At 29.6% G+C, this 15,453-nt stretch carries 15 protein-coding genes and 1 other annotated feature; of the genes, 3 read left to right on the top strand and 12 right to left on the bottom strand.

Features of this window, described 5'->3' with window-relative positions:
• The first annotated feature begins 474 nt into the window (after nucleotides 1-474).
• Nucleotides 475-1,281 (top strand): 2,3-diphosphoglycerate-dependent phosphoglycerate mutase, encoded by an 807-nt coding sequence (gene gpmA, locus RH99_RS08710; RefSeq protein WP_010236655.1) that lies wholly within the window; start codon nucleotides 475-477, stop codon nucleotides 1,279-1,281.
• 116 nt (nucleotides 1,282-1,397) lie between these two features.
• Here the strand turns inward: gpmA and RH99_RS08715 are convergent, their stop codons facing one another.
• The 9 genes from RH99_RS08715 to RH99_RS08755 all read right to left on the bottom strand — a co-directional run bounded on the left by RH99_RS08715 (nucleotide 1,398) and on the right by RH99_RS08755 (nucleotide 10,108).
• Nucleotides 1,398-2,849: an MFS transporter gene (locus tag RH99_RS08715; protein ID WP_010236659.1), complete on the bottom strand. Its 1,452-nt coding sequence runs from the start codon at nucleotides 2,847-2,849 to the stop codon at nucleotides 1,398-1,400.
• Between the two features lie 23 nt (nucleotides 2,850-2,872).
• On the bottom strand, nucleotides 2,873-3,277 hold the full coding sequence (locus tag RH99_RS08720; protein WP_010236662.1) for a MerR family transcriptional regulator: 405 nt from the start codon (nucleotides 3,275-3,277) through the stop codon (nucleotides 2,873-2,875).
• Between the two features lie 425 nt (nucleotides 3,278-3,702).
• The gene (locus RH99_RS08725; protein WP_010236664.1) at nucleotides 3,703-4,848 is read right to left on the bottom strand and encodes an ABC transporter permease; all 1,146 of its coding nucleotides are present in this window, start codon (nucleotides 4,846-4,848) and stop codon (nucleotides 3,703-3,705) included.
• Nucleotide 4,849: 1 nt separating this feature from the next.
• Nucleotides 4,850-5,968 (bottom strand): ABC transporter permease, encoded by a 1,119-nt coding sequence (locus RH99_RS08730; protein ID WP_010236666.1) that lies wholly within the window; start codon nucleotides 5,966-5,968, stop codon nucleotides 4,850-4,852.
• Between the two features lie 11 nt (nucleotides 5,969-5,979).
• Nucleotides 5,980-6,915, bottom strand: a complete 936-nt coding sequence (locus RH99_RS08735; RefSeq protein ID WP_010236668.1) for an ABC transporter ATP-binding protein — start codon at nucleotides 6,913-6,915, stop codon at nucleotides 5,980-5,982.
• Nucleotides 6,916-6,974: 59 nt separating this feature from the next.
• Complete coding sequence (locus RH99_RS08740; RefSeq protein ID WP_010236670.1) at nucleotides 6,975-7,487, bottom strand: hypothetical protein; 513 nt, start codon at nucleotides 7,485-7,487, stop codon at nucleotides 6,975-6,977.
• A 243-nt stretch (nucleotides 7,488-7,730) separates the two neighbouring features.
• Complete coding sequence (locus RH99_RS08745) at nucleotides 7,731-8,363, bottom strand: response regulator transcription factor (protein WP_010236672.1); 633 nt, start codon at nucleotides 8,361-8,363, stop codon at nucleotides 7,731-7,733.
• Nucleotides 8,364-8,604: 241 nt separating this feature from the next.
• On the bottom strand, nucleotides 8,605-9,705 hold the full coding sequence (locus RH99_RS08750; RefSeq protein ID WP_010236674.1) for a sensor histidine kinase: 1,101 nt from the start codon (nucleotides 9,703-9,705) through the stop codon (nucleotides 8,605-8,607).
• Nucleotides 9,689-10,108, bottom strand: a complete 420-nt coding sequence (locus RH99_RS08755) for a DUF1284 domain-containing protein (RefSeq protein WP_010236676.1) — start codon at nucleotides 10,106-10,108, stop codon at nucleotides 9,689-9,691. Before RH99_RS08755 ends, RH99_RS08750 begins: the two co-directional genes overlap by 17 nt.
• A gap of 231 nt (nucleotides 10,109-10,339) precedes the next feature.
• Here RH99_RS08755 and RH99_RS08760 point away from each other — a divergent pair, with 231 nt between their 5' ends.
• Nucleotides 10,340-10,954 (top strand): nitroreductase family protein, encoded by a 615-nt coding sequence (locus tag RH99_RS08760; RefSeq protein ID WP_010236678.1) that lies wholly within the window; start codon nucleotides 10,340-10,342, stop codon nucleotides 10,952-10,954.
• A 236-nt stretch (nucleotides 10,955-11,190) separates the two neighbouring features.
• Entirely contained in the window at nucleotides 11,191-11,610 is a 420-nt protein-coding gene (locus RH99_RS08765; RefSeq protein ID WP_010236681.1) for a universal stress protein, read from the top strand.
• 142 nt (nucleotides 11,611-11,752) lie between these two features.
• Here RH99_RS08765 and ilvN read toward each other — a convergent pair whose 3' ends face one another.
• The 3 genes from ilvN to RH99_RS08780 form a co-directional block, all read right to left on the bottom strand.
• Entirely contained in the window at nucleotides 11,753-12,025 is a 273-nt protein-coding gene (gene ilvN / locus RH99_RS08770; RefSeq protein ID WP_010236683.1) for an acetolactate synthase small subunit, read from the bottom strand.
• Between the two features lies 1 nt (nucleotide 12,026).
• Nucleotides 12,027-13,694, bottom strand: a complete 1,668-nt coding sequence (gene ilvB, locus RH99_RS08775; RefSeq protein WP_010236685.1) for a biosynthetic-type acetolactate synthase large subunit — start codon at nucleotides 13,692-13,694, stop codon at nucleotides 12,027-12,029.
• Between the two features lie 43 nt (nucleotides 13,695-13,737).
• Nucleotides 13,738-13,981, bottom strand: a binding site (T-box leader).
• A 69-nt stretch (nucleotides 13,982-14,050) separates the two neighbouring features.
• Entirely contained in the window at nucleotides 14,051-15,400 is a 1,350-nt protein-coding gene (locus RH99_RS08780; RefSeq protein ID WP_010236687.1) for an ATP-binding protein, read from the bottom strand.
• Nucleotides 15,401-15,453 lie beyond the last annotated feature (53 nt).

Genomic DNA, 15,453 nt, shown 5'->3' on the forward strand with positions numbered 1-15,453 from the left:
ACACGTAGTATTGTAAAGTATTTTTTATAAGGAATTATTCTTTAATTAGAGAAAAAAGCATTATATTCTATTAAACTCTGTAATAGTAATATATATGCTCAACAAGTATATATTCCACAAATAGTGATAATTTACTATAATAATAGTATAGCTAAATACTTATAATATATTATGTTATAATTTTTTATATTTTTTATATTTTAATATCTCCTATTAATCATTATTAATTGAAGCAAGTTCTTAATTCAGGTGGGGATTCTTTTACCCCATCTGAATTTTAGAACTGCAAATGCATGGCTTACTTGGCGTCGAACTCCCACTTGAAGAAAAGCAGAGAACCAAAATCTTTTTTTTGATTTTGTGTGAATCGCTTTCATAGAGTGCGTGGGAGACTTACGCCAAGTTAGTCAGGTTAAATTCTATAAGTTTAATTGTAATTCAGTTTACACATTTACTACAAAAGGAAGTGATTTTATGATAAAACTAGTTTTAATAAGACATGGTCAAAGCGAATGGAATAAAGAAAATAGATTTACTGGCTGGGAAGATGTAGATTTATCTTCCAAAGGTATGGAAGAAGCAAGAACTGCTGGAAAAGTACTAAAGAATAATGGATATAATTTTGATATTGCCTATACATCTGTATTAAAAAGAGCAATAAAAACCCTTGATATTATACTAGATGAAATGAATCTTATGTGGATTCCTGTAAATAAATGCTGGAAGTTAAATGAAAGAAATTATGGTGGACTTCAAGGATTAAATAAAGCTGAAACTGCTAAAAAATATGGTGAAGAACAAGTTCATACTTGGAGACGTTCTGTAGATATACGACCACCTGCTTTAGATAAAACTGATAAAAGATATGCTGGTAATGAAGCTAAATACAGTGGATTAAACGAAAATGAAATTCCTCTTACCGAAAATCTGGAGGATACAGAAAAAAGGGTACTTGAATACTGGCATGAAGTCATTGTACCTGAAATAAAAAATAGTAAAAAAGTTATAATAGCTGCTCATGGTAATACACTTAGAGCACTAGTAAGATATTTAGATAAAATCCCCGGAAATGGAATAGTAAATTTAAATATTCCAACTGGAACTCCTCTTGTCTATGAACTAGATGAAAATCTAAAGCCAATAAAAAATTACTATTTAGGTATGAATGGTCAATTACCTGATGGTGCAGTTTCCTTAAATATACCTGTAATTGATGCTAAAGAAAAAGAGGATAGTTTCAAAACTTTAAGTGACAAAGCAAAAAGAATGCAACATAATTAGCTAGACAAAAAAGCAAAGCATTTTTCATTTGGCATTTAAAAATACAATTGAGAGTTAAAAATTTTTTTACTTTTAACTCTCAAATTTCCATTCTCTACCTTATTAACCTTCCATTCTTAATTTTCAACTTCATCCATAACTACAGTTGTATCCCATTCTGGCTTTGGCCCTCTTAAATAAGACATAATTGAGCCGGCTATACTAAATACAAAAGAAATTGTAAAAGCCACTCTAAGTCCGCTTAGAAACTGTCCTACAGCTATTCCCTTTGTTCCCACTTGCGTTCCTATGAAAAGAGCTTGCATAGAATCTTGGGAAATGCTAGATGATAAAATAGCCATTGAAATAGCTATACTTATTACGGTACCAGCATTATTCATCATCAATCGTAAACTTGCTGCAATTCCTCTCTCGTTAGCTGGAACTACACTCATTATTGAAGTTGTATTAGGTGAGAAGAACATTCCTGATCCAAATCCCATAATTAACATATATATTACTAGTTCAGTTAGTGAAGTACTCTGTGATATCCTCATCATTCCAAATAAACCTACAGCAGATATTAATAAACCTACAGAACTTAATACTCTAGCTCCATACTTATCTGCTAGTAACCCACTTATTGGTGATACAACCATCATTGATATTGCAAAGGGAGATAGAAGCATACCTGCTACAGTTGGATCTATACCTTTAATGCCTTGAAAATAGAATACAAGTAAAAAAGTTACTGCTCCTCTTGCAACTCCATTTAAGAGATTACTAGCATAAGCGAAGGCAAGAACCCTGTTTTTTAAAAGTCTTAAATCCAGCATTGGATAATCTATAATACTTTCTATCTTTACAAATATAATCATAAAAATTGCTGCAATTATAAACGCAGCTATAACTAATAAATTCAGCCATCCTACAAATCCGCCTAGAGATAAAGCCATAAGAAGTGCTAACATTCCTATGCTAAATGTTATTGTACCAAGCCAATCAAATTTTTGCTTTTCAGTAGATGGTTTCATCTCTTTAAGTTGAATTGCTGCCCAAAGTGTACCAATAATACCTATAGGTATGTTAATATAAAATATACTTCTCCAACCAACATTTATTAAAAATCCACCTAGAATAGGTCCTATAACTGCTCCTGTACTTATTACCATAGTATTTATACCTAAAGCTTTCCCCAGCTGCCTCTTTGGAAAAGCATCTGCTACTATTGCTGTACTGTTTGCCATCATTAAAGATGCACCAACCGATTGTATCATTCTGAAAATCAAAAGTTCCACTCCATTTTTAGACATAGCACAAAAGATTGAAGCTATTGTAAATACTGCAAACCCTGAAACATACAGCTTTTTTCTCCCAATCATATCTGCAATTCTTCCTATGGATGGAACAAGTATTGTAAGTGAAAGCATATACCCCATAATAGTCCATACTACTATACTCATACTTGCATTTAAGTCTTTCATAATTACAGGGAGTGCAATCATAAGAGTACTTCCACTCAGTACTGAAAATAAAGCCCCTAATGTAGTACATGAGAGAGCTACCCATTTATAATTTTCTTTTTTCATTTCCTCATCCGCCTCAATAAAATTTATTTTAATCTAATTAATTTTTCTAAAGTTTTATTATATTTTTCTTTTACCTTTTCTAATGCTATTTCTTTACTGTTTATAACTTGAATTTGTGAATTTATATCTGAAATATATTTTTCTATATCTACCTTATTTCCATTACTCGAATTATCAAGTTTAAGTGCATTATAAATATTGCTTTCAAGTTCAAAATAATCTTTAATTTCACTTATAGTAAAACCTACTTTTAATCTTAGATCTCTTACTCTTATTAATTTTTTTATATCTTTTTCATGATAAACTCTATAGCCACACTGATTTCTTTCAGGTTTTATAATTCCAAATTCCTCATAGTACCTTATAGCTCTTTTAGTAAGATCTGTTTTTTTAGCCACATCCTCTATTTTATAACAATTTTCATTCACAGTTAAACCTCCTATCAATTTTATATTCTATTCTTTATTAACCTTAACGTCAAGGTTAATCACATTTTAATAAACAGCTATAACTTTAAAAACTTATCTATGTTAACCTTTGCATTTATATATTTCTTATAAATTCATTAAAACTTAAAACTAATCATACTAAATATTTTCAATAAGTACTAATATGATTTCCAAGAATTTATTTTGAATACAATAATTATGATCATATTCTCATAATTATAAATAAACACTATCAAATTAGATAAAATTTGATAGTGTCTATACTTATTTTACTTTAATTATGAATGTTAATTTAAGAATCTTTTATCAATTTTAAGACAGATTCGTACTTGAACAATTATTTTCAAGATAAGGATTTAACTTCTTTACAGTAGCTTAAATCCTTAAATAGTACCTAAACTTTTCTACACAAAATTCTTTATATTTTCATCTCTACTAAATCTGTAAGCTGCTACTATGAAAAATGTGAAGGCAAAAGCTAATATAATTAAAATATTAAGACATATACTAGAAAAATTTCCATTAGTCTGGAGTTTTTCTATGGCTGAAATTACCCATCTTTGAGGAAGAAAATCTGCAATCTTTCTTGCTGCATCAGGCATAAAATCTACAGGGAAAAAGCATCCACTAAGCATACAAGTTGGTGTAACTATTAAATTCATTAGTACATTTGACTGCGTAGAGTCCTTTGAAAATGCTACCAAAAGTAGTCCAAGTCCTATAGCTACAAATCCAAAACATAAAAGTATTATATAAAGCTGCCAAAAAGGTACATAGGTTTGGATTTTAAAAATCTTTGTCATAGCAAGTAACGTAATAAGAGACTGAATTGCTACAATAGCAAAATTGGAAATTACATTGCTGAATATATATATCTTAGAACTTACAGGTGCAGAACATATTCTAAAATAAGTTCTATTCTTCTTTTCCTTAAGAATAATTTCTGCAAAGGAGCTTGCCCCTACCATCATAAACATAATCAAAAATCCAATACTTTGAGAGGTCATACTTTTACCCTTTGTTGTATCCTTTACACTTACGGATTTAAAGGATAGGCTATTTTCCTTTGAACTCTCATATATCTTATTAAATATCTGTTTGTTACCTTTAGAAGCTTTCCAAATATCAATTAAATTTCTTAAATATATATTAGAATAGTTATTTATCCAGACAGTAGAAGATTCTCCTTTTAGCGATAGTATTTCTGGCTGCTTTAGTGAATTATTATAAACACTTCCTTCAAAACCATTTGGAATAGTAATAACACAATCCACTTTCCCTGCTGCAACTTCTCCTTTAGGATTTTCATTATTTATATCAATTACCCTAAGACTATCTTGTTTTTCAATAGCCTTAACAAAATCAGTTGATAAACTGCTTTTATCTTTATCTATAATGCCTATCCTTACAGAACTATTCCCCACATTGCTATATATCATTATTGGAATTAATATAAAAACTACTGGCAACACAAAATATGAAATTATACCTTTCTTCTTTCCAAAAGTTACTTTTAAATTATTCATAGCTAACCAAATTAAATTTTTCATACTATACTGCCTCCTTTCTATAACCCAAAGATGAGATTCCTATAAAAATAGCAGCTATTAATAAACTCATAATTATGGCAATACCTACAGAGCTGAAATCATTGCTATATATAACCTTAAACATGGCTTGATTAATCCATTTTACAGGAGATATATTAGTTACTAACTGTACATTCTTACCCATACCATCAATTGGGAAGTATCCTCCTCCTAAAAAGGAGAATATAGTACTTAACATACTTAATAATCCATTTAGTGCTGCACTATCCTTTATTATAAAAGACATACCCGCTCCAATACTTACCATCATTACAGCTTCTGCTAATGCCATAATAAATATAGTTCCTATATGATTTCCCCAGTAGGCATGAAATACAAACTTGCTAAAAGCTATGATTACTGCAATTTGTATTGCAGAATAAATAACATTACCAAGTATCTTACCCATTAATATCTTATACTTGCTTACTGGAGTGCAAAACAGACGATTTGCTGTTTTTGTTGTCTTTTCCCCAACTATTGAATACATTCCATTCATGGAAGAATAGAGTATTATAAGTGTCAGCATGGTTACTGCATAATAATCCATGGCCTCTGGCTTCGTCTTACTATTCAATGAAATATTTTTAACTAAACCTCCATAGTTTGTATTACTGTTAATTTTAGCTAAGACACTTGGACTAACTTTAGCTATTTCCATTACAGCACCGTACCTTTGAAGAAATGATTTCATCATAGATTCTACAACGTCACCTTGAATGCCAGCTAGATCACTTTTGTATAATTCCATTCCCTTATCATTTATTTTGAGAAAGCAAGTATACTTACCATCTTTAACAGACTTTAAACCTTCATCCGCTGTCTGTACCTTTGAAAACTTTATTCCAAGAGAGTTTCCTTTATCTATAAAGCCCTCAAAACCCTCTGACAAATACCCTTTACTTTCCTCAATATATGTTACACTTATATTTTTAAAAGTTGAAGAATTACTAAAAACTCCAGACAGTACTGTACCCAATATAAAAATTAGTACTATGGGAAATAATAACCCCATCAAAATTGATTGTTTATTTCTAAAAGTTTGCTTTATCTCTTTAAATGCTATAATAAAAACACTCATAATTTTTCCTCCTAATCCCTAAGCTTTCTACCTGTAAGAGTGAGAAATACAGTTTCTAAATCAGGTGTCTTTGTCTCTACATTTTTTATATGAATATCCATTTTAGTAAAATAAAGAATTAGTTTATCTAGATTATTTACATCTTGTGAACTACTTATTTTAACAATATTGTCATCTAATTCGGCACTTATAACTCCATTGATCCCCTTAAATTCATCTAAGTCCAAATTATTAACTGATTGCACCGTTACCCAAACTGTATTTGTATTGGAAATGCTGCTCTTTAATTCTTCCTTTGTTCCTTCTGCAATGAGCTTTCCATGATCTACTATGCCTATTCTTGTACATATTTCCTCTATTTCTTCCATGTAGTGACTTGTATATATAATTGTACTTCCCATTTCATTTAATTTTTTAACGGATTGCAATATATGATTTCTGGATTGAGGATCAATTCCAACAGTAGGTTCATCCATTATAATAACCTTAGGTCTATGGGCAATAGCACAGGCAATATTTAAACGTCTTTTCATTCCACCAGAAAATTCTTTTGGAAAACTTTTAGCCTTGTCTAAAAGCCCTACAAATTCAAGAGCTTCTTCTACTCTTTCCTTTAACTCCTTTCCACGAAATCCATACAACCCTGCAAAGAAGTTAACATTTTCATAAGCGGTAAGATCTTCATATATAGCTATATCCTGAGGCACTATGCCTATATTTTTCTTAGCAAATATTTTATTTTTTCTTATATTCTTATTTAAAATTTCAATAGTACCCTCATTAGGAGCTAACAGCCCGCAAATCATATTTATAGTCGTACTCTTTCCTGCTCCATTTGGTCCTAGGAGTCCATATATTTCTCCTTCCTCAATTCCAATTGTAATATTATCTACAGCAGACATATTCCCAAATTTTTTAACCAGGTTTTCAATTTTTACTACTTTCATAAAATCATTCCTCTCTATATAATCTTAAATAAAGCATTAATTACATCTAAATCTTAGAATCATATTTCTATAATACTTACATCACTAAAGGATACATCTAGCTGTATATAATAGCATGGTAATCCTCTTCTATATTCCCTAGTGGCATAACTTTCTTCACCAAAAGTAATACTATTATTACTTGGGAGTCTAACATTTGAAAAGCTTGTATCTATCCTTATAATTGCTGGTACATCTGGATTTACCTTTATAACACATTTAGAAAAAGTTACATCAATTTTTATATTTTTATCCTGAAGTGGTACTGGTAATTCAGTGCAATCCAATACAGCATTAGAAAAGGTAAAATCATATTTATTGTGAAGCTCTGTTGCCTTTGTTTCTCCATTCATAAACATTCTGTCCATTTTGTTATATTTATTTCCATTATTACCCTTCTTCAATATAAACAAAATAAATCCTATAACTAGCAATATAAAAATAACTGTGAATGCAAATTTTAATATATGAGGTCCTATAATAATAACTACAACTATAATCAATAAAATTGTCCATATATTATAATTTTTCACTTGTACACCTCTCTTCATTTTTCTAATTTCAATTAAAAATCTTTTGTTTTATATCTTAATTCTTTATCTATTGACATAAATCTTTATAATATGAAGTATTACAACCACTAGTAATGATATGAATTAAATGCTTTTGAATTTCTAAAGCTTCTATACTTATTATAAAAGAAATGGTGAGCCTATAATAGTACATAAGCTCACCATTCTTATATGAGAATATTCATATTTTATATATGAGAAAAGTCATACCGTTCCCCCGTTTAAATAATAAATTGCTATTTGTGTTCTGTGATCAAGTCCTGTTTTATTCAGTATTGAAGTTATATAGTTTGCTACAGTTCCCTCTGATATATAGAGTTCTTTTGATATTTCCCTATTAGATAATCCCCTTGATATGCTTTCTATTATTTCAAATTCTCTTTTAGAAAACAAACTCTTATCTATACTCTTATTTTTACTACTTGTAAGTCCTACCTTGATTTTATCAAAAACTATGTCTTGAATCACTGTATTACCGCCGTATAGCATTCTTATGGCATCCTTTATTTTATCTGGTGGATTACTTTTTAAAAGATATCCTTTTGCGCCATTCTTAATAGCATCATTTATATACTCATCATCATCAAAGGTAGTTAAAATCAATACCTTGGTAGATGTATTACTGCATATTTCCTTTGTAGCTTCCACTCCATTTTTTACAGGCATCCTTACATCCAGCAGTGCTACATCCACTTCATTTTCCCTGCAGTATTTTGCTGCCACGTCACCATTTTCAGCACAATATAGAATTTCAAAATTGTCATCCATACCAAGAATCATTTTGAATCCTTCTCTAACGATAGCATCATCATCTGCTATCAACAATTTTATTGCCATGGTTACCCCCTATATTTTTAATTCTTAAATATGTATTTTATAGCACCATTACATATTTTATAATCACCATTACATATAATAATTAAAAACATATAACTAGCCTTTCCATATACAATTTAGAAATTAATAATTAAATTTTATACTCTATAAATTTAGAATAATGACAATAAAAAACATTATAAATTTTTACACTAGTAAAATCATTTAAATTGTATATTATATAAAATCTATTTTACTGTATCTATAAAGGCAACAGGTTTATAATAGAAAAACCCTTTGAACCATCAAAAATCACTTTTCCCCCCACACTGCTGCATCTTTCTTCCATACCTATTAGTCCAAGACTCTTTTTTATGTTATTTGCTCCAATTCCATTATCCCTTATTTCAGCCTTAATAAATTTACCTAGTACTTGTATATTAACAGAAATAAGCGATGCTCTAGAGTATTTTAATGCATTAGTAAGTGCTTCACCTATGTTATCGCCTATTACCTTCCACTGAACTGAAGAAACTACATCTAGATTTTCCGAATGTAGCAAAGTAGTTTTTATATTATTGTTTACAGAAAACTCCTCAAGCAAAATTTTAACTCTATTGATTCCAACTTGTTCTGAAGGTGGTTTTATATTTTTTAATGATGCCCGTATACTTTCTGTTCCATCTCTTAAGATATTTATAACTCTTTCAATTATTTCTTCTGCCTTTTTATTATCTTTATTTAGAAATAATTTTGCTGCTTCAAGTTGTATGGTACTGCCTGACATAGCATGACCTATTTTATCGTGTATTTCCTGTGAAAGCTTATTCCTTTCCTCTAGTCTTGATAGATACCTTATATGCATTTCATAATCTGAATTCTTATTTAATCTTGTAGAAAGTAAATGAATTCTTTCTCTCATATAATCATTTTCTTTTAATATTTTCTGTATTCTTTTAGTATATTTATAGCATGATATATATACTATATAACTTATTAACATTATACTAATATAATCTATTTTCATATTAATATCTAAGAAATACAATGGTATTAATGCTATTATCATAGGCGCAAATATTATATCAGTCAAATCAAAAAATAATTCAAATATACTTATAGGTAAAAGTAATGTAAATATGGGATCTAAATAGTATAAATATCTGACTATAACTATTATTAATAAAAACAATAATGCCTTTTTAAATTTATTATATTTTACTAAATAAATAGCAGCATTAGCAGATATGTAAATCAAAATAAACAATACTACTTGAGGAATTGACTTAGTTCCAATAACATAGTATCTCAATACACAATAAAATAAAATTACAAGTTTACTTGCACTAATCCACTGTTCCATTAAATATACGCTCCCTGTTTAAATACCATAAACACTTCTCCGTCCATCTGCAATCTCCACATATATCTTTCACATCTTCAATAGTTTTTAATTTCTTATTTACCAAATTAAATGCATCCTCTGCACTTATTATATATTGTTTTTTTAGTTCTAATTTGCTTAGTACTATGTCATCCATATTATCAACTTCTTTATTACTGCACTGCTGATTTTTATTGTTAGTACAAACGCTACAAATTTCATCACAGCTATTAATTAAATTTATTTTGCAATCTAAATTTTCTCTTATATAATTTACTATTTTACTCATATGTGCAACAAAATCATCACTGTAGCCATATCCTTGAAATCCCTGCATACATAGAAAATGATGTGCTCTTATATTTAATATTTCTTTATCCATAGATTCTCCTTTTCACATTTCATTTTACACGGTATTTTAATAAATGGGAATAATAAGTATATAAGTTAAATAAAAATGTGCCTTAAATTAGAATTCTTCTTACATAAAAAAGTTAACAATTATTTATTATTAGAGAACTTGATTTATTTATTAAAAGTTATATACTTTTTATTATAAGATAACTATTCTCAATAGTATCTTTACATAATATTAAAATAAAGGATGGTATTTATGAAAGACTTAAAAGAAATATATGAAAACAGAAGAGCAGTTAACTTCTTTGACAAAAGTAAAAAAATTGAGGATAAAACTTTAGAAGATATTATAAATCTAGCTATACTTGCTCCATCAGCTTTTAATCTTCAACCTTGGAAAATTATTGCTGTAAAATCTGAAGATGCAAAGAAAAAATTATGTCCATTAGCCTTTAATCAGCCAAAGATTTTAGAAGCTCCTGTAACTTTAATAATTACAGCTGATAAAAATGGTTTCCTGCCTGATAAAAAAGCGTGGTCAACCTTTGAGGCACAAGCTGGCAAAGAAAGTACTGAGGGTGCAAAACAGTTTGCTCATTCACTTTATGGTACTTCTGAGGAGAAAAAAATAAAATTTGCTGAAAGTAATGCTGGCCTTTTGGGCATGTCCATCATGTACGCAGCACAATATTACGGAGTGGATTCTCATCCAATAAATGGAATTGACTTTGATGGTATACGAAAAGAATTTAGCTTAGATGAAGATACAAATGTAGTTATGCTAATTACCTTAGGATATTTTGATAAATCTAAACAATTATACCCAAGACTCAAGAGATACCAGTATTCTGAAATAGTAACAGAAGTTTAAATTTTTTCCATTAAATAAGTAGAATGTACTATGAAAACTTTTTATTTTTAAGTATAATATAAGTATAACTATTATGCATCTGAAAATAAATAACAATTCAAAAATGCGACGTATATTTTAAATCATACAAAGAAACAGGTTCTGTTGACGCAGTATGATAAAAAATAGACTAAAATACTGACTAGTTATTTATTTGAATATGCCTTATCTAAATTATAGAAAAGGATGTGTTATATATGTCTACAAATAAAAAGAAAATATTAATTCCACTAGACGGTACTGATAGAAGTATGCATTCACTGGATTATGTGAAGGAATTATTTAAAAAAGAAGATGTAACCATAACCATTATGCATGTTTTAGAAATAGTTATAATAAATGATATGATGCTGTCTGATACTGTAGTAACCAACTCACAAAAGGAAAGCGATTTACTTATGGAAAGAGCTAAGGCACAACTTCAAGGTTATAATGTTGAAACTTATAATCCTTTTGGATATGCAGGTGATGAAATAGTAAGAAAAGCTAGACAAGATAAGTTTGATATTATAGTTATGACGAAATCTTCAAAAAAAGGATTAGCCAAAATGATAGGTTCTGTAACTAGAAAAGTATTACAAAATACAAGTACCTTACTTATTATTGTTCCTGAATAAAAATACTTTAATTATTATAAAGGGAGTACATGAAATATACTTATATTTCATGTACTCCCTTACATATATATTTGATAATTTATTATTAAAATTTTATTGATACCAAACAATCCTGTTTTATAGATAAACAATTTAATCTGTACTAAATTTTATTAAATATAGGACACTCTTCTTCAGTATGCAGCGAAACCTTCAGTACATCATATAGTTTTTCTAATTGCTTTAAAATTTGCTCTGTACGTTCATCATTCTTAATTAGCAAATACATCTGACTAGTATTTCCATCTTCTAATCTTGAACACAGTATTCCTTCAAGGTTAAAAGCTCTTCTTGAAAAAAGCCCTACTATATGTGACATAACTCCTGGATGATTGTTTACTATAAGCTGAATTACATAATTATCATTGTCCTTCATACTACTCACCACCTATCATTTCTGAAATACCACAACCTGGCTGAACCATTGGAAATACATTTTCAAATTTATCAATAGCTATGTTTATTAAGCAAGATCCTTTATTACTTAATACTTCTTTAAGAACTTCCAATGGATTTTCACTATTCTCATCAATACTGTATCCCTTAATTCCAAAGCCTTCACTTATTTTTGCAAAGTCTGGACTAGTTGAAAATCTTGATGCCATATAGTGCTCATTATAAAACAATTGCTGTTGCTGTCTTACAAGTCCAAGATGTCCATTATTCAATATTATTATTTTTACATTTAAATCTAAGTCTGCTAGAGTAGCAAGCTCTTGAATATTCATTAAAAACGACCCATCTCCTGAAAAACAGACTACCTGCTTATCCGGATTAGCTACTGCAGCACCAATAGCTGTAGGAAGTCCAAATCCCATAGTTCCAAGTCCCCCAGAAGTTAAAAATGTTCTAGGTGCATTAATAGGATAAGCCTGAGCAGTCCACATTTGATGCTGTCCTACATCCGTAGTAATAATAGTATCTTTTCTAACTAATTTACTTACAGTTTTAATTATATTTATTGGATGAAAACAATCATTTTCATCTGGAAAAACCATAGGTTTTTCCTTTTTAATACTTTCAATGTAGTCTATCCAATCTTCTCTCTTTTCCTCTTCTAATAGAGGAATAAGCTCATTTAGTACAGTTCCTACATTCCCACAAATTGAAAGATAAGATTTTTTAATCTTATCAATTTCAGCATCATCTATATCTACATGAATTATTTTAGCATCTGGACAAAACTTATTTACATTTCCGATAGCTCTATCATCAAATCTTACACCAAAGGCCAAAAGTAAATCTGCCTTATTTAATAATAAATTGGTATATCTAGCTCCATGCATACCAAGCATACCCATAAATAATGGATCTTCTATAGGAAAATTTCCAAGTCCCATTAATGTTGAAGTAACTGGTATATTATTTTTCTTTGCAAAGTCATATAAGGCTTTTCCAGAGTTAGAATTAGTTATTCCTCCACCTATATAGAGAATAGGCCTTTTAGCTTCATTTATTATCTTTGCAGCTTTAGAAACTAATGAATTATCAAATTCATGCTTTTCTTCATAGTTTTCAATAACTGGCCACTGCTCAAACTCAAATTCTTCATTCTGTATATTCTTAGGTATATCAACCAATACCGGACCTTGACGTCCACTTTCAGAAATCCTAAAAGCTTCTGGTATAACTTTAAATAACTCCTCTACAGAACGAACGAAGAAATTATGCTTTGTTATAGGTATTGTAAGTCCATAGATATCTACTTCTTGAAAAGAATCTGTGCCCACATAAGAGTACGGTACTTGCCCAGTCACCGCAATTATTGGAACAGAGTCTAGTTTTGCATCTGCAATTGCAGTTAATAAATTTGTTGCCCCTGGTCCAGATGTAGCAAAACAGACAGCAGCTTTTCCAGTAGAACGTGCTATTCCCTGCGCTATAAAAGCAGCTCCTTGTTCATGTCTTGCTAATATATGTTTAATGCTACTATTGAATAGTGAATCATATAGAGGAAGATTAGTTCCTCCTGGAATTCCAGCAATTACTTTTACTCCACATCTTTCCAGCAATTTTATAGTAATTTCAGCCCCAGTTAATTTCATATAAATACCTCCATAATTTTAAATATAAAAAAAGCTTCGTCCAACTAAGGACGAAGCTATAAACTCCGCGGTACCACCTTTTTTCGTACAAAATGTACACACTTTGAAAAGTATATAGTATACTTTAAATCCCTTTAACGGTAGGAATCCGTCAAACTCTACTCTCACTTAGATTTCTATTTGAAGCTCCAAGGCTACTTTCTATATACCTATCATGAGAAATTTCCACCATCATTCCCTCTCTTTATTTCCAGAATATATATACTACTCCTATTCAAAGCTTTTAAATTATAATTATATACTGTTACAAAATTTTATTACTTAATTCCACTATTGTCAAGTACTTTATTATTTTATTAAAGCTCCTTCATAGCCAATTTTCCTTCAATCCAATCAACAAATTGTCTTGCAGTTCTAGCAGAACGTCCATTATACCACATTTCCCATTTTATAGCTTCACTGTGCAATAATTCTTTATCAATATTAAGATTTCTCTTTTCTGCTATCCCATCTACAATATTTAAGTATTCCTTTTTATCTGGAGATGAGAATACAACATTAATACCAAATCTATCTGCAAGAGAAAGCTTCTCCTGAACACTATCTCCTCCACGTACTTCGTCATTAGATCTCTCGCTAAAGTATTCTTTTACTAAATGTCTTCTATTTGAAGTAGCATATATTATTATATTTGATGATTTGTGTTCAAGTCCACCATCAAGCATTGCCTTAAGTGCAGTATAACTTCCCTCATCATCTGCAAATACTAAATCATCTATAAATATAATAAATTTTTGTGGTCTATCCTTAAGTGTTCTTATTATATCAGGGAAATCTGTAAGATACGCTTTAGGTACTTCAATCATACGTAGTCCCTCTGTATAATATCTATTAAGTATAGCTTTAACCGTAGAGGATTTACCAGTTCCTCTATCTCCATGAAGCAATGCATTATTAGCAGGGAATCCCTTTAAGAATTGCTCTGTATTTTCTAGCACCACTTTTCTTTCATCTTCATAACCTATAAGGTCTGAAAGACAAATTGGATCTGGGTGCTTAATTCCTTTACAAAAGCCTGTATTATTTTCACGTTCCCATACAAAAGCTTTATAGGTTGCGAAGATTCCGCAGCCATAATCTTTATGGAACTTCTCAAGTTTACTAATACATTCAGACCATTGACTACTTAAATGGAATACTTCTTTTATTTCCCTTACATGATCTGGACAATCTCCTAAATCTTCTCTACTTTCAACATACCATTCTGGAAGTTTTTCTATTATGTATTTGAATTCACTGTCATCAAAATATCTTGACAATTGACTTTTTATAGTATATGGATTTAATTTTGAAATTAATTGAAGATTTACTAAATCATTCGATGCTGCTTTTTCAATTAAGCCTTCATTTTCATCAATAATTTTAGTTTGTGCTTTTAATGAGAATGGATTTTCATCAAAAATAACCTTATTAATAATATAATCTTCCAAAGAGTTTGTACCACTTTCTGCCAATGAAAAAAAGAAGTTATTATATAAATTAGTAACACAAGATAGTTCAACTTTACCAATATCTATATAATCAAGAAGTAAGCGTAAACTACTTACCACCTTATCATCAAGTAAATTTCTATAAACGGAAATAGAATCTAACGCTAGCTTTGTACTTCTTATTTCAAAACTAACTGAAAAAGTTGCATTTTCCACCAAAAGCCCTCCCAACAGACTAGAACATAATTTAAAATATATGATACTCCATA

The organism is Clostridium arbusti SL206 (assembly GCF_000246895.1).
GTDB lineage: Bacteria > Bacillota > Clostridia > Clostridiales > Clostridiaceae > Clostridium_I > Clostridium_I arbusti.